Raw genomic sequence first — 23195 nt, forward strand, 5'->3', positions numbered from 1 at the left:
TTTTTATGTTCTCTTACAGTCTGAATGGTCGGTACTATCGAGCTGGTATTCATCTAATTGTTGAGTTTTCTGTTCGTTTTTTGGTTTGTTCGCGTCATGGCGTTACAATTAGAAAAAAAATTAATTGAATACGCCATTTTAGCAAAATCATATTTTTTTTACGTAAAAAACCAGTTTTTAGCTTATAAATTGCTTAATGCTACTAACTAAACCAGTTTAGCAAATTAGAAAAATAACACAAAAAATTTTTTTTTCTCGTTTTTCTATATATCTTCAATATAACCAAGAGAGATACGTGCTGACCAATTAGTAAACCGATCCGTTTTAACATTTCTGATGTTGTGTTATGCTAAAACGTTTTTATATTGTAGACTTAAAACCTTAAATTATGATATTAATTCTATTTGATACTGCATAATATCAATTTTAGATGGGAATCGACCAATTTTCCTATCTCGAAAAATCAGTAAAAATTCACCTCCCTTTTGAGGTGATTTTAACCAGTTATAGTGGAAAAGTAAAAATAACCTAATTATATATCATTCCTATGTACATGATAAAAAAAAGGTATTTGGATAGGCTTATTCTTTTAGGGTGGTCCTGTGCCTGTTATTCTTTTGCTTTTGGTCAAGATAAGGTGTTATCCGCGTCCGATAGTCTTAAGCTTCAGATTGGAACTTCGAAATTGGATTCTATATTCCAGATTAAAACGAGCCAAGTAAATCCAGTAGAGATAAAGAAACAAGCTTTATTACCTTATTCTTCCTTGCAGCAATACCTAAAAGGAAATAACACGGGGCTTTATGTAACGGAGTCGTCTGGCGAACCCGGAACCAAGCAGCCTATGTATATTCGAGGTATTTCGAGGGCACTGTTTTCTGATATGGACGTATTTCAGAACCAGCCACTGGTTGTTGTGGACGGAATTCCCTTGGTTGGAGAGCATCCCTTTGCTTATGCCGTTCAAACCTACAATCTAGAGCGCATTGGGCCTGCAACCAATTTATTAGCGAATATTAATATCGATATGGTTAAGTCTATTGAAGTATTAAAGGATGTTGCCGCGATTGCGATGTATGGTCCTAATGCTGCAAATGGAGCTATAGTTGTTCGTACGAAAGCGTATAAATCGGATAAGAGCAACCGGATATCGGTCAACATGTATACGGGTTTGGCCGAGCGCCCCCATGTCACAACAATCAATGGTGAATACGAAAACAAGTTCAGAAAGCAATTTTATGATTTATATACCTCCAACGGCAAATATAATGATGGAGATTCATACCCCGTGTATTTAAGCGACTCGCTTAATATGAATTATTTTGGAAAATCCGATTGGACGGATTCGTATTACAATAGTGGTTTGGTTTACAATTTGAATGCAAATTTATCCGGTGGTGGGCCACGTGCAAATTTTCAATTTGCGGCAGGCTCAACACAGGATAAAGGCGTGGCTGATCAGGTAAAATTGAATAAGTACTATGCTTTGTTTGGACTGAATATGCGGCCGATGACTTGGCTGACCTTCTCCATGCAGGCAAATATAGCTCGGCTCGATCGTAATCGCAACCTGAATCTGCGCGATAGATTTGCCCAGTTAGCTTATTTTCCGGACCTGTCAGCACCCTTGTCCCCCAATAAGGAGGTCTACAATGAGTACCTGAGTTATTATAAAAAAGGCTTTGATAACAATAAGACGAACGTTGTGCAGGGCTACGGAAAGCTTCAATTTGATTTTGGAAATTTTCATTTTCTTTCGACAGGAATGCTCGATTATAATGAGGGTTATCGTGACCAATTCTACCACAGTAAGCTGATGGAATCCAATAATTTTGCTTCAAACTATTATGGATATAATCAGCGGGCGGTATTTGACAATAAAGCTTTTTACGACTGGAATGTAAATAGCGAACATAAATTAAACCTGCTAGTCGGCAATAGTTTGCAATGGGATACGTATCGCTACAACTATGCATATGCTTACAAAGGAGTAAATGATTTTATTAAGGTCAATCTGCTGGAAGACGATGCGCTAAATTCAAATTATCTCGAAGCTACAGCATATCCTAAAGCACTTATATTTAAGTTTTTAGATCGCATCCGGCACAACTTGGTTTCCTTTTACGGAAAAGCGACTTATCATTATGGAAATAAGGTTGAAACATCGATTTTGCTGCGCTCTGACGGTTCATCGAATGCGCAGCCCGATGCCCGCTGGATTTTTACGCCATCCTTGTCGGTCAATTGGAATATTAAAAACAGCTGGTTTAATACCAATCCAAACCTGAAAGATCTTACTGCCCGTTTTAGTGTTGGACGTATCGGGCTGGCCAATGTGTTTGATGATTTTGCGCAAGGCCCCAATTACGTTGCTCAAATGGGATTTACGGGTAATCGGCTTATTGCTGGCTATAATGCGATTGCGGGATTGGTGCGACCTTATGAATCGGGTTGGGTTGGTTATAATATTCCCTGGGCCTATATAGACCAGGGCAATTTGGGGTTGGATTATGCCATTCAGAAGAAAAATTTCCATGTTTCGCTTGATGTGTATGTGAAACAGACAAAGAATCAGTTAATTAATATTCCATCCTATAGCGAGTATGGTTATAAATCGAGCTATGCAGCGGGAATGAATGTGCAGAATATCGGTACCGAATTAACCGTTGGCCTTGATCCCATTCAATCGGACAACTTTAAGTGGTCAACTGCGCTAAATGTATCCCATAACCAGAATAAACTGAAGGCATTGCCCAATGGGTTAGATCGACTCGTGATCGGTAATAACCTTTTGGAGGTTGGCAAACCCTTAGACCAATATTGGCTCCTTTCTAACGAAGGTATTTACAAAACCGATGCCGACGTCCCTCAGGGAATGACTTATAATGCGATCCAATTGCGTGCGGGTGATCCGATATGGAAGGATCAAAATGGCGATAATACGATCAATGATCAAGACCGGAAATTGCGAGGGCATCGTTTGCCTGCTGTATTTGGTAATTGGTACAACAATTTTGTGTTTGGGAAATGGGATATAGGGGTTAATATGTATTATAATATTGGTCGACAACTCATCAATCAGGAAATGGCCAATCGCTTTGATTTTATCAATAATGAAGGCGCGAAAAATCTAGAGGCTGTCAAAGAGATTACGTATTGGGAAAAAAGGGGTGATTACAGTAAATATCCTTTGTATAATCCCTGGAGTACTGTTATTGCCTATCAGGCCGATCAAGATCTTTTCCTAGAGAACGCTTCATTTGTTAAAATAAGAGCGATCACGTTGGGCTATAACTTAACTTCTCTTTTGGCGGGCCGGACTCAGGCCATTAGAAATGCGTATGCATATGTGTCTGCCAACAATGTTGCTACGATTACATCTTACAGTGGTGTGGATCCTGAGATCGTCGATTACACAGGTTATGACATTGGGTCAAAAATGAGGATACCACGAATTTATACGCTAGGAATAAAAGTTGACTTTTAAATGCAAAGAAATGAAAAGATATCATCTCATATTTAGTGTTTTGTTACTTTTCTTACTGCTTCTAGGGGGCTGTAAGAAAATGCTGGATATAGACTCTTCTCGTACGGTCAAGGAAGAGAATATGTGGAATGCTTTGGAAGACACACGTGCAGGCTTGATGGGAATTTATGGTTTAACCAAAGCGGCTCTGGACGACAATAATGCGTATTGGCTTTACGGCGAAGTTCGGTCGGGAGATTTTGAGAGTCCCAATCGGCAGGATCTCAAAGCAATTATTAAGAATGACCTCAAAGCGAATTATGAATCGCTAAATGCATTATCGAATTGGAGGCGTTGGTTTGCCGTGGTTAATGCTGCTAATATTTTTATGGAACGCGCACCGGGAGTAAGAGAAAAGGATATGCGGTACACTGAAAACAATTTGGTGGTGGATGTGGCTCAGGCTCGATTTCTACGTGCTTATGCTTATTTCAATATGGTCCGCATTTGGGGTGATGTACCCCTAATACTAAATTCTCATGATGGAAATTTTGAGAATAAACCCAGGGAGGATCGATTAAAACTGTATGCATGGATTGAAAAAGAAATGTATGATGCAGCCCAATTATTACCTTATTCCTATAGTACGGGTGATGAACAGCAAATTGGGAACTACTACAATGAAGCATCTTCCAGATGGAATGGGGCATTGGTCAGGAAACTTTCTGTCTATGCGATCCTAGCACATTTGGCTGCATGGCAAGCCAATTATGCGGATGCGGCTTCTTATTCACAATTTGTGATGGACAATTATAGTAAAGGGGGAGCCTATTACTTGTCTACTTCTTTTTTAACGGATGGCAATGGATTTTTCTTTGAGAAGCGTTCCGAGCAAATGTTCTCATTTCCTTATATATGGGCACATGTGGAGGCATCGTTTACAGGACATATCGAAGAGTTGACACTGGCTGCTCCTGTTGTCAATAAGACCGTGCCAGATATTTATATGCCAAAAGAAACGATCTTAAAAACATTCAACGAAAAGAAGGATCAACGGTTTAGTATCGATACACTGGGAAATCCTACGACAGAGGTATATTTCCGAAACTTCAACGGCAAGTATCCCATATTTAGCAAAATCAAATGTATTATGGGAGGTTCTTCGGATCCTACCTTCCGCATCTTTACCAGTGCTACAGTACTCACTCGTTTGGAAGACATTACGCTTTTGCGCGCCGAAGCGTTAGCGGTGTTGGGGGAAAAATCAACCGCCATTGAACTGCTCAATGAAATTAGAGAGCGGAGAGGGCTTAAAGTTTATAGTGAAACCACAAACGGAGATCTGGTTGATGCTATATTTTTAGAACGCAAGCGGGAATTGATGGGTGAAGGACAGCGATGGTATGATATGATTCGCCGGGAAAAGATAAAACATGACAATCCTCAATTAGCACAGTTGATCGCTAACGACGGAATTTATTGGCCAATTGCTCGAGAAATTCTCGCTCAAAATAAGTTGATTGAACAAAATACTTATTGGAAGTAAAGGAGTAACCAATTATGAGAAAGAACCTATTTTTTGTACACGGTGTATATACACTTTTAATGACGGCCCTGCTATTCGCTTGTGCTAAAGATAAAGGCTATTATTCGCCCATATCTCAAGAACCGACCTATAAGGGTAATTTATATAGTTATCTAAAAAGTAAACCTGGAGTATATGATTCTTTGGTGAAAGTGATCGATAGAGTCGGTCTGCAAAAAAAATTGGAAGACAGCACAGTGACGTTGTTTGCGTTGACCAATGCCAATTTTCAACTGGCTATTCAAAACCTGAACAATACCTTGAGTGTCTCTGATAAGCCTGCACAATATCTGAATTCAGTCAAGTATGAAATACTGGATTCACTGCTATGCCAGTATATTATCCAGGGCAGAATTGCGAGTGATTCTCTCAATAGTCAGGATGGCAAGGATGTTCGGGGCATTCGATACGGCTATCCAATGCATATTGGATTGAACAAACAATCTTCATCTGGATATATAAATGGCGGTCCTACGATTGTTGACTTTTCCGATACGAGAAGATCTGTTTTTAACCGCAACTGGGTAACGACCGAGACCAGCTCATTAAATATCCAAACAGACAATGCTGTTGTTCATGTGTTGAACCCTGACCACGTGTTTGGTTTCAATAAATTCGTTAGTCAGATCATCTATATCCCACCGCCAGAAAACCTTTTCATAAAATTCAAAGGGCAGGGTTCTGCGTCGAAGGAAACGTCGGGTGGACCAAATGCTGTCGAGGCGTCAAAATATGTATTTGATGGTAATCCAGAAACAAAGTTCTTTTTATCAAGTCCGGGACAGTTCTATTTGCAATGGGATTTTCCTGTCGAAGTACTTGCTAACAGTTATACACTCCGGTCAGCAAATGATATTCAAGACCGGGATCCAACGGATTGGACCTTACAGGGACTTGATGGAGAAAGTGGGAAATGGATCTTATTGGACTCTCGACAAGGGGAGGAATTTGACGAAAGGTTTCAATTGCGTGTGTTCTTTTTTACAAATACAAAGACCTACAAAGCTTATCGTTTGAATATTGCACGTATGCATGGTGGTAACGATTTCCAGTTGGCAGATTGGACAATGAACCGTAATCAATAACCAATTTAAGAATGTATGGACATGAAAATTGCTAGAAAATTTAATACAATAAATAAGACATGCAACTTGGGACTGCTCATCTTGATGTGCGTCGGTTTAAACGGATGTAAAAAGCTTTACAATTTACCGGATGAAAAGGAATTTTTAAGTGTCAATCTGACTTATGACGGGAAATCTTTTTACCCCATTCTGGGTAGAACCACGCTAATGGGTCATATTAATACCGATCATTCGACCACACCGCTGCGGTTTGAAATTGTTAACCCCCGTTATGGTGATGGGCGTCCTTATACTGATCTTTTCGAAGTAAAACCTGTCTATCGGTGGATATACCGGTATGACGGTACTGAAAAGAACTTGGAAGAAATCGAAGCCAAACGTCAGCTTGTGTATCGACCTCTTTTTGAGGTTGACTCTACGGGTAGCTTTATCTTGTGGAATTCCTCGACAAATGAGCTGATCGAACCGCGTTCGAAAGACAGTATAGATTTGGTGCAGAATATCCGGTATTTTGATTTAAAGGTCTCCAATTCAGGGGGCTCTACAGTGATCAAAGATTTTATGATTCTCCCTTGGCGCGTTCAGGATTATGAACCTTATTCGGATAAGAACCCATATAACGGTGAAACTGCTCCAGATCCAAATGATCCTAAGAACCCAAAGAAAAGAAGCTATATCTGGCCTTCCTATATGAATGGGATTTATGGAGAATCTTCCAATCAGTTATTACGCACGGATGATCAGTTTAAAGATCTGGTCGTTTATATCCGCAGATTTACCGGAGGAAATGGACATAATTTACGTTTTGTCTTTTTGAATAAAAATGGGGAGCCCATAAATCCGGATAGTTTTAATGAAACAAAATGGAATGAACTGGTTCATGGCTTTAACATGAAAAAAACGGCTACTTATGTGCAATATGATGTAGCTTATCCGATTCCCTTAACAAGTTTTCCAACGAAGTATACTAATGGAAACAGCGCAAAGGTCGATTTTTCCTACTCCAGAAAGGGGTTTGGCGGAGGGTTAATTACGGCCAATTTTGGGTTGAACTTTAAAATTTTTACCAAAGGAGATTGGGAAATTGTTTTCCATTTTCAACGGGAGAATCCACGATTTGATAATGAATAATTGAAATAGCTATGCAATTTAAGATATTTTATAACAGCTGCATGCTGTTGATATTGTGTGTTTTTCTTTCGACAAAGGTTTTTGCGCAGACAGTTATTATGTCTGGTAAGGTAACAGATAATAAAGGGCGGCCATTGGCGGGTGTCACAGTACGTTATGGCAAATCTGGAAAAGAAGCGACCTCGACAAATTCCTCGGGGGCATTTAGCTTGACAACAGCAACAGGGACTTCGGTTGCCTTTCGTTTAATTGGTTATGATGGAAGCACTATGACGGTGCGGGCCGACCGAAATGTCGTTGTTCAATTGAAGGAGATCGATAATCAAATGGATGAAGTTGTCGTCAGGGGCTATGTAAAACGCCCGAGAGAGACGACGACAGGATCCTCGACTAAGATCAGTGGAAAGGAAATTCAGGATATTCCATCAGCGAATGTAGAAAACTTGCTTCAGGGAAAGGTTGCGGGGCTTAACATACAGGTAAATACTGGAGCACCGGGATTTAGAGGATCGACGCAGATCCGGGGACTTTCGACAATCAGTGTAACCGGAAGTGGTGATCAGTCATTTCTTACCCCTACTTCACCATTGTATGTGATCGATGGTGTCCCAATGGATGCGGATCGAGCCAATGAACTTGGATTAAGCCAGCAGGGGCCGGGAATCAGCCCACTGTCCTTAATTCCACCTGAGGATATTGAAAGTATTGAAGTGCTTAAAGATGCACAAGCGACATCACTATATGGATCATTGGCTGCCTATGGTGTCATTATTATCAATACGAAACGCGGGAATTCTGAAGTTCCCAGGGTCAGGTATACCGGCAATTTCTTTCTAAAAACGCCTCCTCAGTTACGCCCAACTTTAGGCGGTAATCTAGAACGACGGCTAAAACTATTACAGATCTATGGGAATGCCCTGTCGCAGGACGACTTGGACCGAATTTCACAAACCCCCATGCTATCGGATAGTTTGAACCCTTACTATAACAATTCAACGAATTGGCAGGACCTATTTTATGCGACGACTTACAACCAGACGCATAATGTGGCAATTGATGGTGGGAATCAGAAATTAAACTATAAGGCGAACCTGAATTATTATAATGAAAACGGTATCATCAAAAATACGGGTTTTGATCGCTATATGACCAATATGCGATTTGAATATTATCCCAATGAGAAATTTAAGTTCACGGCGCAGGTAAGTGCTTCACTTGGCTCAAAAAGTAAAGGTAATGGCTTAGGTATTCTACAATCTGGTGTGGCAACAAACGGGATGACCTCAACGTTGTTGCCGGGTCCATCTTTTTATCTGGCATCTTCCGGCTATAACTCTGCATTGAAGACCCGAAACGATAATTCGTCGAAATCGATCAAGCCTTTCATTGAAGCTTCTTATGAAATTGTTCCAGGTTTGCGGGCGACCACAACCATGAGCTATGAATCTACTTCTGATAATGAAAATACGTTTACACCGGCAGCAGCAAATGGTCAATTTGCACAAGTGTATGCTTATTATGGCCGTTACAATTCCTTGTATAATAGGAACTCCATCAATTATAGCCATACTTTTAATGAAAAGCATACTGTATTTTTCAATCTATTCAATGAGATTCGGACCTTGGATAAACAGGCTAATGCCACTTTACAGGCCCGTACGCCAAATGATCAGTTTGAAGGGCCGCTTGGATTTGATGGCTATTTTTCCAAGGGTGGGGGATTGTTGCGTCGTGGTTTCGGAAAGGAAAGAGGATTATCTTTTGCCATCGCCGGGACGTATGATTATATGAAGAAATATGTGGTCGATCTTTCTTACAGAATGGACGGGTCTTCACAAAATGGATTTGGAAATCTTTATACTAAAAACCCTGCTGTTGGTTTTCGATGGAACGCCTATCATGAGAATTTCTTGAGAGATGTGGACTGGATTAATTTACTCTCCCTGCGGACCAGCTGGGGTGTAAATGTTATGCCGAATAGTACCTTGGAGCGTGTTTATGGAAAATATGATATTGCAGGAAGCTACAATGATAAGATCGGCATCGGAATCAATTATGAACAAATTCCCAATCCGGACCTTAAACCGACAACAACAAGTCAGTATAACCTGGGGTTGGACCTCGCTTTTTTTCAAAACAGGTTTGAATTGACCTATGATACATATTATAAGAAAGTAAACAATATTCTATTTGAAGAACGACTTTCTTCATCGTTGGGATTTGACAAAGTAAATAGTAACTCGGCTGCAATTGCCAATTATGGTCATGAGTTATCTGTTATGTTAAGACCTTTGACCGAAGGTCGTTTTACCATGTCAGTAGGGGTAAATGGAGCATATAATCGGGATGTTTTGTTAAAGCTACCCGAGCATTATGGTGGGCAATTTGTCCGTTGGGAAAATAATGACAAATATAAGCAACATGTTGTTTTCAGGGTAGGAACTTCAACAATGTCCAATTACATGTTATTAAATCGAGGTGTATACAGTACCGATGCAGATGTACCTGTTGACCCAGCGACCGGGCGACGTTATCGAATGGCCAATGGTACAGAATTTCAGGCTGGGGACCCAATTTTTGCAGATTTAGATGGCAACTATGTTTTAGATGAAAATGACTATGCCCGTACGGGAAATTCTCAACCGTTGATTACAGGTGGTATGCAATTGAATTTTAATTACAATCATGAGACCCTCGGATCTTTTGGTTTAAACTTATATGCATCCTATACAGCAAAACGTACCATCTTGAACAATGCCCTTGCCGAGCGGTTGCAATTGATGAGTGACCCCTATGGGGATAGGGCTGTAGTTCCCTTGGATGATATTAATATGTGGATGAAACCAGGTGATATTGCCAAATATCCTTATGCTTACGATTTCAGAAGATATTCAAGCGTTAATCCGTTTCGGATGGACCAGGATTTATGGGCTGAAGATGGATCTTACTTTAAGTTAAATAGTGTGACGCTCTCTTACATGTTTACGAAAAATGCGGTTAGAAGATATGGACTTGAGCGTCTACGGATATATATATCAGCCGACAATGTAACTACACTCTCAAAGTACAGTGGGCCTAATCCCGAAAATGTCAGCACGATGGGAAGGGACGCTTCTGGAGGATATCCAGTGCCTAGGCAATATAATGTTGGTGTTAATATTGATTTTTAATCGATCTTTAGGATGAAAACAAAAAGAAATATAGGAAGAATAGCGTTTGTCATATGTCTATGTACAAGCGTCTTGGTGGGCTGTAAGAAATTTTTGACCGTGGAGCCGATCGATAGACTTACGGGTAACAATTTCTATCAGTCGAAAGAGGATGTAGAGGCAAATATCGCGCGTATTTATAGTCAGTTTTTTGAAAAACTGAACGAGTCATGGGTAATCGGGGCGATTGGCGAAGCGAGGTCGGGAGAAATTTTTCCCTCCCCTACATCCGGATCGGATCGCATGATACTTCGCGATCTGGGAACCAATGATATGAATGCCGTGTATAACAATACATTGAGTGGTGGTCGGTCAAGTGGTTATGCTATGTATCGGGTTTCCATCTGGGATACCTATTACAAAGTAATTCAGAGCTGTAATATTCTCATTTCAAAATTGGATGAGGGAATTCCCGGGTTGTCTGCCGCAGATAAAGACCGCTATAAAGCCGAAGCTACTTTTATGCGTTGCCTGAGTTACTTCTGGATGGTACGTCTGTATGGCGATGTAGTTTATTATACCGATGCGTACTTTGCAAAGCAACTCCCACGTGAAGATATGGTTTCTGTCATTAGCAAAAGTATTGATGACTTAGAATCTGTTAAGGATCTAATGCCATGGACGTTTGGAGAGGCATCACAGCGTGGGGCCCGGGCGAGCCGCGGAAGCATTATTGCACTGTTGATGCATATGAAGATGTGGAATGCCAATTTTGACTCAGCTAATGCAGCGAAGTATTACGAAAGTGTGGCAAGCCTTGGAAAGGAGCTACGCGCGAGTGGTGTGCATCATTTGTATAAGCTAACCCCAGAGGAGTGGGCGAAAGTTTCAAAAGGACGCACGGAAGAATCGCTATTTGAATTCTACCGAACAATCAATTATAATGATCAGAACAATGCCTATGCACCTTTGTGGGATCATTTTTTACGCTGGCCATATAAGTTTCCCCGCTATAACCAACAATTCAGCATTGCCTATTATTCGTCTATTTTTATGTATCGGATTTATCCGCTGAATGGTCCTGCGGATAAGCGAAAAGAACTTTGGTATGAGGACATGTATGCGAATGATGGATTATTTGTTTTAAAGAAATTTGCAGCCAATGTCTTTGCTTCGGGTAATGAGGACTCAAATCCGGATAATACATTTATGATATTTCGTTATGCTGATGCGCTGTTATTAGAGGCTGAAGCATTGGCTAATTTAGGTGGTGCGCGAGAGGCTGAGGCAATCACAGTGCTCAATATTGTTCGGGATCGGGCTGAAGCTCCACGTTACGCCGGTGGCGGTACGGATCTTAAGAATTTTATTTTCGAAGAGCGTTGTCGTGAATTGATCGGAGAAGGGGTAAGATATTTTGATCTGATTCGGACGCGAAGAATACTCAATCCACAATGGACAATGAACCCCATGACGATCGATCAGTATAACCGTCGTGCATGGACCTGGCCTCTGGATGCTTCGGCCAAAAATTTTAATTCAAAAATAGTGTTGAACGATTATTGGACAGGAGGAAATTAAATCAGTTTATTATGAGACAAGTTAAGATAATAGGGTATGCCTTACTAACGATGGTACTGTTCGGCATAGTATCCTGTAAAAAGGATGCGTATTATAAAGATGGCGGATTGGCACAGGCAAAATTTGATGGCTCCATTATGGATTACCTGGATTCCAAACCCCGGGAATTTGATTCGATTGCCACAATTATTAGGTTGGCAGGTTTAGAAGAAGATTTTAAGACCAAGGAATTCACTTTTTTTGCCCCTAGGGATGAAAATATAAGGAAAATGATTGGTAGCGCTAAATCCAATGCGCCGGGCAATCAATCCAGTGTTAATTGGTTACTTTATGATTTAGGACGCGATACCATCAAAACATTGGCGGATGTCGACAGTGCAATTTGGCGTAAGTATTTATTGCGTTATATGTTTAACGGAAAACGAAAATTAATGGATTATCCCCAGATCGATTTTGATTTGCTAAATGTCTATAAAGGCCAAAATTATACCTCATTTGCAAATACAGTTTCCAATATTGGAGTTGTCTATAACGATGCAATAAACGATTCTGACAAAAACAATATTACCCGGTTGAAATACATGGGATACAGGCAATTGTATATTTCTTATATCCCGGATATCAGTAGGCCAAACGACTGGCGGTCATGCCCAGTCGCATCCTCAGATATTCAACCCGACAATGGGGTTGTCCATGTAATCGATTATACCAAGGCTCAGTTTGGATTCAATCAGAGCGATATTCTGTTGGATATATTAGAAAGTAAGCGTTAATAACAATAAGCAGTTGTAGTTTAAATTATGAAAGTTATGTACAATACGATTTGGAAGTATACAGCCCTGTTGTTTGTTATTGCTCTTTGTTTTGGGTGCAATAAGAATAACAAGATGTTTTCAGCTCCATACGAGGAAGGGCTACCGCCATTGGATATAGAAATCAATCCAACCGATAAAATGCAACCTGAATCGGGTAAAACGGGAGTAGAAACCGTTATGCGAATTAAAGGTCTGGATAAATATAAAGATAAAGCTGTCATTCGATTCAACGGTGAAAAAGCACAGATTGTCGAGCTAACGGCAGATTATGTAAAGCTGAAGGTTCCACCTTTTGCCAGTACAGGAGTGCTTTCTGTTACAATTGACGATATCGTCTTTTTCGGACCACAATTTACGGTTTTAGGCAACGTATCTATCGATCAGACTTTTCAAGTGGGGGTAGGAACAAATAATACCGTTTCTGATGTTCTTTTTTTGGAAGATGGAAAAATGATCTTTACGGGGGCCTTCACAAATTATAATAATAAAGGGTCGATACGGCCAATTAATCGTCTTGTAAGGACTTTTGCAGATGGCACCTATGATGCGAGCTTTCGTATCGGTACCGGAGCTAATAATTCGCTGAATAGCATTCTCAAACTAGGAAATTATTACTTTTTGGCAGGTTCTTTTTCAGGATATGGACAGCGAAATTCAGATATCAACAATCTGACGCGAATTTACACCACCGGAGCGATTGATACCATGGGCATTAAACCATTCCGACGCCCGGGGCAAAGTGATACGTTGAAGTATTATCCGACATTTAACGGTGGGTTTGATGGCAATATCGGCAATATATACGAGTCGGAGGGGAAAATTTTAGCAACGGGGAATTTTAGATATTACATCCATCGCACCTATGATAAGCCCAATCGGTTGGAAACAAGGGATACGATTATCCTAGATAGTACCGAAATCAGACATGTTGCCCGTTTGAATCTAGATGGATCGTTGGATAAGTCCTTCAGGTTTGGGGCAGACGGCAAAGCAATGGCTGGTGGAAATGGAGCGGTAGCCACTGTATATCATACCAGTGGGGCCTTAAAAGGCAAAATTGTAGTATATGGCTCCTTCAATAGGTTCGACGGCCAACCAAAAGGATATATAACACGGTTAAATGCGGATGGAACATTGGACGATACATTTAATCCTGGTGGAGTTGGAGCAGACTACAATGTCTCCTCGGTTACTTATAATAGTGTAACAAATAAATACATGGTCGTTGGAGACTTTAGTAAATATAACGGTGTATCGGCAATAAAAGTTATCATGCTGAACCAGAATGGAACAGTGGATCCAACGTTTCAGGCCAAAACCTTTGAGGGAGGCAATCCTTCCTATGCGATGCAATTAAATGATGGTTTAATTGTTGTTTCCGGAGATTTTGCGCGCTACAGTAATATCGCCCGAAATGGTTTTATGATCTTGAATTCTAATGGCGAATTAAATGGCGATTATAATACTTCTGGCTATTTCTCTGGCTATATCAATAAAGTTGTTGAGACAAAAACAGAAGATGGTAAACGCGCATTACTTTTGATGGGCTTTTTTGGTCGATTTAATAACGAAGAGGTACATAATCTGATTCGAATTAAATTGGAGCAGTAACTTAAATTTTAAACAGATGAGATCTCAAGCTAATTTTCGAAATATAAGCCTCCGGCTAATGTCTTTAATACTATTATTGACGTTCATTTCCTGCAAAGATGAATTCGGTCGATTGATACCGAATAATGAAGGAAAACAAGATACCGTAGATTTGGTGTATGGCAAACCTAAAGTGCTCATGCTCATTGTGGACGGAGCAAGGGGAGAATCTGTTCGGACAGCAAATATTCCAACGATGAATGGATTGCTTAACCATTCGATTTATTCCTGGGTTTCGTTAAGCGAGGAGCATGACGATGCAACAGCTACAGGCGCCGATTTAGCCAGTATTATGACTGGGGTGAACCAAAATAAACATTTGGTTGTGGGTGATAATTTTAAGAACAATAACTTTCAGACCTTCCCAACTGTTTATACAAGGGTTGCAGCAAATATGAAAAACCCCGAATTCAAAGTGTATAGCAGTTCTAAACTATTTGTTGAAAATATTGCTCCTGTTGCGGTAGCTAAGTTGGAGAATACAGACGACGAGGTTGTCAATGGTGTTAAGGAAGGCTTAAAGCAACCGGAATTAACCATGTTGACTGCACATTTTACAGCAGTTGATATGGCCGGAAAAGCTAGTGCCTATGACAATAGTAGTGCTGTTTACAAATCTGCGATAGAAAATTTCGATAAGCAGGTTGGAGAAGTTATGAAGGCTTTGGAGCAACGGCCAGCTTTTAAGAAAGAAAATTGGCTGGTTATCATCACATCGAGTAAAGGTGGCCCTTTTGAGATTCCACCGGCGCAAAATGACAATACAATCTTTAGTAACCCGAAGGTGAATACTTTCACTATTTTCTACTCACCGAAATATAATTCAAGGTATATCAATAAACCTTATTTGGGCAGCCGCTTTTCTGGAGATTTTCTACGATTTAAAGGCAGTGTTTACGCCGAGTTGACCGAAGGCGATAATCCTGTTTTTGATCTTGGCGATAAAGAAGAATTTACCATTGAATTGAAAGTTAAGAAGAATAAAGGGCCAAATAACACGTACAAATTTCCCAATTATCCTTCTTTTATAGGCAAACGTGAAAAATGGGAATCAGGCGCACCAACGAATGGATGGATTATGGCTTTCAAGGACGATTATTGGATGTTCAATGGTCGCGGACCAAATGGAAGTGGTGAAGTAAATGGTCCTAAATTGAACAACGCCACTTGGAATAACGTGACTATAGTTGGGGCCTTGACAAGCGATGGTAAACGCATCGTGAAAACCTATACAAATGGTCTCCCGGGCAATGAGATGGATATTAGTTCGTGGGGAGCAATCAGCAGCCCGGCAAAATTTAGGCTAGGATTGTTAAATGGAGGGAGCAATTGGAACGAAGGTGATTACTATCTGGCGGATGTTCGGTTTTGGAAAGTTGCCTTGCCTTTGGCCGTTATTACGCAGTATAATTGTCAAGTAGGAGTAAGTGAAGAACATCCTTATTATCCGAATCTTGCGGCCAATTGGCCTATTGTTGGAACGGTTACTGATGGTGTGCTTTATGACGATGGACCCTATGGAAATACCTTAAAGATGGGCAATGCCACCTATGAAATTTCTAAGCTGAATGATTTCCTCTGCGCTCCATCGGTTGAAACAATAAGTACATTAGTGCCAAAAAATACCGATATCACCGCCCAGATATTTAGCTGGCTGCAGATTGCTCGGCAGGAGAATTGGCAATTAGATGGACGAGTTTGGGTAGATAAATAATCTTAAAAAAGCGAATATGAAAAGACTATTTTATTATACAACGATTATTTTGTTCTTGAGTCAGTTTTTGGCTTGTTCAAAAAATAATCTAGAGGTGTTTAATCTACAAGAAGGGACTCCTGTTCAAGTTATCGCAGCAGGTGGAGGCAAGGATCTGATCAAAACAAACGATTATGTACAGGTTCCGATGCAAGTAAAATTGAGTAGTCCCGCGTCTAAGACATTTGATGTTGAACTTCAACTGAATACGGATACAGTGAACAAATTAATCGAATCGGGAATACTAAAAGATGTGGTTACACTTCCCAACGCGGCATTCTCTTTTCCCAATATCGTGAAGTTTCAATATGGTGCAGATACCACCTCTTTTTTGTTAACAATTTCGCGAACAGAAATTGAACGTGTTTACGGTAAGAAGTTTGCGCTGTCCTATAAATTATCGAATCCAGGAAAAGGTAATCAGCTCGGAAATCCCAGCAGTGTCATTGTAACGATGGACTCCAAGAATCTGCTAACAGCGACAGATATCCATTATCTTTCGATAACAAATTCACCTGGCAATATCATATTGGCAAGCGATCATAAGAATTATAATACAACGCCTTCAGGAATCGAAATCCCGATCGGCGTTTCGTTAGCATCGTTTCCAAGTAAATTTTTTTATGTTGAAGTGCGAGGTACAACTGATTCAATTTCAAATTGGATAACGCAGAAAAAGGTTCCCGCGAATACGATCGGTTTACAGGAAAATGAATACGCACTTCCTTCACGCGTGCAGGTGCTGGGGAATAAATCGGCGGCGGCCTTCAATATATCGATTCCTTGGGATGTTATTACCAAAAATAAAGATAAGTTTCTCGCTGTAACCGTCTATTTAAAGGATCCTACCCTGCATGTGATCAATCCGCTGAAAAATTATACGACAATTTTAATCGACTGTGCAAAGGTTGTCGAATTTGATGTAACGGGGGAGGCAACGCTAACCGTGAACCGGGATAATAATGGTGGAGCAAACGCGGGCGAAGGTAGCCTAAAATTCGTGGACGACCTGACCAGTACAAAATTTCTGCAAAGTGCATTTACGGGCGACCTGCAGTGTACACTGACATTCACGCGGACGCTGAAAATTGGCGCATATACACTTACGTCCGGAAATGATGCTATCGAACGTGATCCAAAAAGCTGGTTTCTTGAGGGATCGTTAGATGGTACAAATTGGGTTACGATTGACGCAAGAACCAATGAGAGCTTCCCGAATAGAATTCAGACACGAAGATTTAATGTCCAAAAACCGGGTAGTTATAAATTTTATCGTCTAAATGTTACAGAAAATGTTGGAAGTAGCTTATTCCAATGTTCTGAATGGAGGATGATTGAGTTTTTATAAATGGACGGCAACGTATGGTATTACAACGATGAATTTATGAAGATGAAATTAATAAAATATAGTGTTTATATCCTTTTACTGTTTGCCGTATTAGGCTGCAGTAAAGAAAAGGAAGTGGTTATTGATAAACCCCAGCTACCCAATCCAGTGTCAGCCTTTTCTATAAAGCAGGTTGCTAAGGATGACCCATTTACTTTTGAATTTACAAATCAGTCAAAAGATTATAGCGAGACTCGCTGGAGCTTTGGGGATGACAGTACCTCGTCGAAAGTTTCGCCGCAACATACCTTTTTGAATACCGGTAATTTTACCGTCAAACTTAAAGTGCTTAATGAAAATGGCGATTGGGCGCAACGTGAAGAGGTCATTAAAATTGATGCGGAGAAATTAATTCGATTCAATGCGACAAAGAACGGCACTGGAAAGCTGATTCTGGCGTATGACAGCGACATCGCGGTACAGGCTGTCACTTGGTCAAAAATGACGGACAAAGATAAGTATGAAGAGGTGTCCGACAAGGCAAAAGCCGATATATCCATTGAAGTGGGTAAATTTGAGACCTATCAACTTCGTGTTAAAACGCCTAAAGGATCCCAGATTGTTATTACCAAGATGCTAACGGACCTTGGAATTGTAAAAGATTGGACAAATATTGATAATACCTTTCGCATTTCACAGGACAACTCGAGTGGCCCCGACGCTGGCGAAGGTTCGAAAAAATTAATCGACAACAATATTACCACAAAACTTTTTATCGGTGGATATCAATCGGGTATGTATTGGCAGTTTGCGTTCTATCAACCGCAAACAATCAACGGTTATACCATAACAACTGGAAATGATTCCCCGGAAAGAGATCCTAAAGATTGGGAAATACAGGGATCCGACAATGGAGAGACCTGGGTGACATTACACACGATCACAGGTTATAGCTTTGGCACTACTTCAGCAGATAGAAGAAAGTCCATTAATTTCACCTTCGTGAATTCAAAACCTTATAGTTATTACAGGTATGTCGTAAAAGCAGTTTCCTCGGGGTCAAATTTCCAAATGAGTGAATTTAGACTTTTGGAACTGCCCCAGTAGACACAAAAAGACGACATCAGCAAACTAGTTGAGGTAGTGAGTAACAAGAGGGGGATTGGTAAAGAAAGTAGCCGTAGGATACTGCGCTTGAAAGAGTGGTATTCTATGGCTGTTTTTTGTTTGGAAGGGATATGATCTACCCTTTTTATTGTAACCATCTTGTGAAAAACAGCGGTTCAATCCCCTAGATTTGAATTTCTTACCTATATTTACTAATACGTTTTAGCTTTTCGCTTATAAAATACGTTCAACTCAAACGCATAAATATGTTAACTATCAAAAAACTAACAGGTAGCATTCTTTTTCTATTCGCTATACATGGAGGGATGGCGCAGCAGGCCTCACCAGTTGATTTTGTGAATCCTTTGATCGGTACCGAATCGAAGTATGAATTGTCTAACGGGAATACCTATCCTGCGATCGCAAGGCCCTGGGGAATGAATTTCTGGACACCGCAGACGGGCAATATGGGGGACGGCTGGGTATATACTTACACGGCGGATAAAATAAAGGGGTTTAAGCAAACGCATCAGCCAAGTCCCTGGAACAATGATTATGGACAGTTTTCAATCATGCCCGTTACAGGTACACCCCGATTTGATCAAGAAAAACGTGCGAGCTGGTTTTCACATAAGGCGGAAATTGCCAAACCTTATTATTATAGCGTTTATCTTGCGGATCATGATGTGACAACAGAACTGTCGCCTTCACAACGTGCAGCAATCTTTCAATTCACATTTCCCAAAACCGATAGCGCTTATGTTATTATTGATGCTTTTGATAAGGGGTCTTATATTAAAATAATTCCGCAGGAGAATAAGATTGTCGGGTATTCGACAAAAAATAGCGGTGGTGTTCCAGAGAATTTCAAGAATTATTTTGTCATTACTTTCGATAGACCATTCTCTTACAAAGCTGCCGTTAAAAGCGGTGCGATAAGCACCGATGAATTGGAAATTCAGGATAATCACGCCGGAGCAGTTGTGGGTTTTCCTTCCTTGAAGAGAGGCGAGAAAGTCATCGCCCGGATTGCTTCCTCTTTTATTAGTTTTGAACAGGCCGAAATTAATTTGAAAGAGGTGAATTCGAAGACATTTCAACAGGTTGTTGATGAAGGTAAAGCACAATGGAATGAGGTTCTTGGGCGTGTACAAGTTGAAGACCGCAATATGGATAGATTACGTACCTTTTATTCCTGTCTCTACCGCTCAACACTCTTCCCGAGAGATTTTTCTGAAATTGATGGAACAGGCAAACGTATTCACTACAGCCCCTACAATGGCCAGGTCTTGCCTGGAGAAATGTTTACAGACACAGGATTTTGGGACACATTCCGAAGTTTGTTTCCGCTGCTGAATTTATTGTACCCTTCAATGAACGATCGTATGCAGGAAGGTTTGGTAAATGCGTATAAAGAGAGTGGCTACCTTCCTGAGTGGGCTTCGCCAGGCCATCGGGCATCGATGATTGGAAACAATTCCGCATCTATCGTCGCAGATGCACTTATTACCGATAGAAAAGGTTATGATAAAGATCTACTCTGGGAAGCGCTCAAGCATGGAGCCAATAGTGCGTATCCGAAACATTCTTCGACGGGACGCTTCGGTTATGAATATTACAATAAATTGGGCTATATACCTGCGGATGTAAAAGTGGACCAAAATGTAGCACGCTCATTGGAGTATGCTTACAATGACTGGTGTATTTATGAATTTGGTAAGGCACTGGGCAAGCCAGAAGCTGAAACAGCTATTTATGCAACACGTGCGATGAACTATAAAAACCTGTTTGATCCAAGTACCAAACTGATGCGTGGCAAAAAAACAGATGGATCATTCGTCTCGAATTTTGATCCAAGCGCTTGGTCGCGGGAGTATACGGAGGGAAATGCCTGGCATTGGAGTTTCTGTGTATTCCATGATCCCCAAGGTTTAATTAATTTGATGGGGGGCAATAAATCATTTGTTTCGATGTTGGATACGGTATTTGTCATTCCGAGCTATGAGGGGATGAAAAGCCGGGGTATGATACACGAAATGCGCGAAATGCAAGTGATGAATATGGGACAATATGCACATGGAAATCAACCGATTCAACATATGCCCTATCTATATAACTATGCTGCAGAGCCCTGGAAAGCACAATATTGGGTACGCAAGATAATGGATAAACTCTATTTACCTATACCGGATGGCTATTGTGGCGATGAAGATAACGGGCAAACTTCAGCCTGGTATGTCTTTTCTTCATTGGGATTTTATCCAGTTTCACCAGGATCTGGCGAATATGTGATTGGCTCTCCTCAATTTGATAGAGTGACACTCCGTCTTGAAAACGGGAAGAAAGTCCTGATCCACGCGAAACAACAGGAGCCAAATCAGGTATACGTAGATCAGCTGTCTTGGAATGGAAAACCATATGGCAAAAATTATATCCGGTATAAAGATTTAGTGCAGGGTGCCAACCTTGAATTTAAAATGAGCGCTAGACCGAATCGAAATAGAGGCACTCAAAAAGAGGATGCTCCATATTCTTTTAGTAACGAAAAAATAAAAGGAAAATAAAGATTGGATTCGATACATAATAATGAATTCAATGATGGTACTTTAGTTGTAAGTAATTATATCGACTGTTTAATTGATGGACTTTTAAGTTTGATAACAGAAAGCTTACTTCCTTGTTGAAAACCATGACAGCTAATTTTAAGGCTGTCATGGTTTTTTTACATGAATACAATAATGTTGGCTATTTAAAGTCTTACCTTTGTGATTCGAAATTTCGATATGTTAGGTAAAATATTTCATTTTTTAACACTCTTTGCGTACCTCAATCTGTTGACTTATGAGTCTTTCTCTTCGGCAACGGGGCAGGTTTTACATGCAGGTGAGACTATTGTGGAGTATTTTTTGGATGACGTATTGGATTTGGAACCTATACATTCTTCCCAGGAAGAAAAAGTACTATTGCAAGATGACTATCGTATATTTTCGCTCAATAGTCAAGTCTTATCAATTTTTATTTTTGTTTTTGGGATCGTCTTTACAGCCTTATGTTTTATAAAGGATGACGAACATCCTTTTTACCGTTCCAAAACCCTCTGTCTACCGGGGTACTACCGATTCCTATACCGATTTCGACCATTCTAATTATTCTCCCTTTTCTTTTTCAGTGGAGCTATTTTTCATTAAAGCTGAGTTTGGCCGTTTTTAGTGCGTCATACAATGGAGGCTATTGGGCCCCCGCAAACTTGATGAGCTTTCATGGCTCCCTGCTCACATCATCTCCTCAGCCATTCAAATTTAATGGCTAGCAAGAGAATTTCACATTTTAAATTTTTTATCGTTTATGAAATACCAATGTTTGGCAAACACCAACGTGGATTAAAAACAACTGGGTATTCCATATGGCCTTTAAAAAAAAGATTATTCCCATATGAACAAATTACGAATACTGTGCCTTTTGCTTGGTGCGGTCGGGATGTTGGCCTCATGCCGCTCCACAAATGCTAATGCTGATCAAAAAGAAGAACTCAAAAATATACCCGTCGCCTCTTTGATGGTGATGGACACAACTGTTTATCAAGAATATATTGCGGATGTCCAAGCGTTGAAAAACGTCGAGATTCGCTCGAAATTAAATGGTTTTCTGGATAAAATTTATGTCGATGAAGGTGCTTGGGTAAAGAAAGGACAGATTTTATTTAAATATAATAATGAGGAATATCGTTCGGAATTAGCTAAGGCCAAAGCACAGTATGACAATGCCATTGCCGAAGCACAAAAGATCAAGCTGGAAATGGAACGGACTCAAAAATTAGTTGACAAGAATATTGTAAGCTCCTCTGAGTATAATTTATTGAAAATTCAGTTAAAAGCTGCCAATTCGAAAATTGAAGAAGCACGTGCTTTAGTCAATCAGGCGCAAACTAGATTGGATTATACCGTTATACAAGCGCCATTTGACGGACGTATAGATCGCATATTGTTGCGAGAAGGCTCCTTATTAACCGAGGGAAGTTTGATTACAACAATTTCCGACCTCAGCAAGGTGAATGTTTATTTTGATATTTCCGAACGGGAATATCTGGCACTTATGCGTGACAAGCTGAATGGTAAGGAAACGCAAAAGTCAGTTAAATTAATTTTAGCCAATGGCGAACTGTATCCACATGAGGGAATTGCTCATCTTGTGGAAAGTGAATTTGAAGCCAATACCGGGTCCATTGCACTACGGGTCCAGTTTCCCAACGCCGAACACATCTTAAAACATGGAGCAACGGGCAAGATTGCCGTGCCTATGGAGACTGGTGAACATACTTTTGTGCACCAGAAATCGGTATTTGAAATTCAGGATAAGACCTATGTGTATATATTACAGGCAGATAGTACGGTTAAAATGATGCCTTTTACTGCCGGCCCTCGTGTGGGACACTATTACATTGTCGATGGCGGGTTGGATCCCAATGCCAAAGTCGTCTATGAGGGAGTACAGGGACTGCGGAGTGGAATGAAGATTAATCCAAAAATGAGGAAACTGTAGGGGAGGA

Annotated in this window: 14 protein-coding genes; all 14 read left to right on the forward strand. The window is 40.4% G+C overall.

Annotated elements, in window-relative coordinates; translation table 11 throughout:
- Nucleotides 1–553 precede the first annotated feature (553 nt).
- The 14 genes from AAW12_RS16365 (at nucleotide 554) to AAW12_RS16430 (ending at nucleotide 23188) form a co-directional block, all read left to right on the forward strand.
- A complete protein-coding gene (locus tag AAW12_RS16365; protein WP_053003762.1) occupies nucleotides 554–3487 on the forward strand; it encodes a SusC/RagA family TonB-linked outer membrane protein in 2934 nt (977 codons plus the stop codon).
- 10 nt (nucleotides 3488–3497) lie between these two features.
- A complete protein-coding gene (locus tag AAW12_RS16370) occupies nucleotides 3498–5012 on the forward strand; it encodes a RagB/SusD family nutrient uptake outer membrane protein (RefSeq protein ID WP_046674735.1) in 1515 nt (504 codons plus the stop codon).
- Nucleotides 5013–5026: 14 nt separating this feature from the next.
- Nucleotides 5027–6136 (forward strand): fasciclin domain-containing protein, encoded by a 1110-nt coding sequence (locus AAW12_RS16375; RefSeq protein ID WP_046674736.1) that lies wholly within the window; start codon nucleotides 5027–5029, stop codon nucleotides 6134–6136.
- Nucleotides 6137–6157: 21 nt separating this feature from the next.
- The gene (locus AAW12_RS16380; protein WP_231585287.1) at nucleotides 6158–7267 is read left to right on the forward strand and encodes a DUF5007 domain-containing protein; all 1110 of its coding nucleotides are present in this window, start codon (nucleotides 6158–6160) and stop codon (nucleotides 7265–7267) included.
- An 11-nt stretch (nucleotides 7268–7278) separates the two neighbouring features.
- Nucleotides 7279–10437: a SusC/RagA family TonB-linked outer membrane protein gene (locus AAW12_RS16385; RefSeq protein WP_084823215.1), complete on the forward strand. Its 3159-nt coding sequence runs from the start codon at nucleotides 7279–7281 to the stop codon at nucleotides 10435–10437.
- Nucleotides 10438–10449: 12 nt separating this feature from the next.
- A complete protein-coding gene (locus AAW12_RS16390) occupies nucleotides 10450–11997 on the forward strand; it encodes a RagB/SusD family nutrient uptake outer membrane protein (RefSeq protein WP_046674739.1) in 1548 nt (515 codons plus the stop codon).
- Nucleotides 11998–12008: 11 nt separating this feature from the next.
- On the forward strand, nucleotides 12009–12770 hold the full coding sequence (locus tag AAW12_RS16395) for a fasciclin domain-containing protein (protein WP_084823216.1): 762 nt from the start codon (nucleotides 12009–12011) through the stop codon (nucleotides 12768–12770).
- A 36-nt stretch (nucleotides 12771–12806) separates the two neighbouring features.
- Entirely contained in the window at nucleotides 12807–14423 is a 1617-nt protein-coding gene (locus AAW12_RS16400) for a DUF5008 domain-containing protein (protein ID WP_046674958.1), read from the forward strand.
- A 58-nt stretch (nucleotides 14424–14481) separates the two neighbouring features.
- Nucleotides 14482–16176 (forward strand): alkaline phosphatase family protein, encoded by a 1695-nt coding sequence (locus tag AAW12_RS16405; RefSeq protein WP_046674741.1) that lies wholly within the window; start codon nucleotides 14482–14484, stop codon nucleotides 16174–16176.
- Nucleotides 16177–16192: 16 nt separating this feature from the next.
- Nucleotides 16193–17563 (forward strand): DUF1735 domain-containing protein, encoded by a 1371-nt coding sequence (locus AAW12_RS25660; RefSeq protein ID WP_053003764.1) that lies wholly within the window; start codon nucleotides 16193–16195, stop codon nucleotides 17561–17563.
- A 42-nt stretch (nucleotides 17564–17605) separates the two neighbouring features.
- The gene (locus AAW12_RS25665) at nucleotides 17606–18649 is read left to right on the forward strand and encodes a PKD domain-containing protein (RefSeq protein ID WP_197084069.1); all 1044 of its coding nucleotides are present in this window, start codon (nucleotides 17606–17608) and stop codon (nucleotides 18647–18649) included.
- 266 nt (nucleotides 18650–18915) lie between these two features.
- Nucleotides 18916–21213: a GH92 family glycosyl hydrolase gene (locus AAW12_RS16420; protein ID WP_046674742.1), complete on the forward strand. Its 2298-nt coding sequence runs from the start codon at nucleotides 18916–18918 to the stop codon at nucleotides 21211–21213.
- A gap of 219 nt (nucleotides 21214–21432) precedes the next feature.
- Complete coding sequence (locus tag AAW12_RS16425; RefSeq protein ID WP_046674743.1) at nucleotides 21433–21795, forward strand: hypothetical protein; 363 nt, start codon at nucleotides 21433–21435, stop codon at nucleotides 21793–21795.
- Nucleotides 21796–22081: 286 nt separating this feature from the next.
- Entirely contained in the window at nucleotides 22082–23188 is a 1107-nt protein-coding gene (locus AAW12_RS16430) for an efflux RND transporter periplasmic adaptor subunit (RefSeq protein WP_046674744.1), read from the forward strand.
- Nucleotides 23189–23195 lie beyond the last annotated feature (7 nt).

Origin of the sequence: Sphingobacterium sp. Ag1, assembly GCF_000988325.1 — a bacterium.
GTDB lineage: Bacteria > Bacteroidota > Bacteroidia > Sphingobacteriales > Sphingobacteriaceae > Sphingobacterium.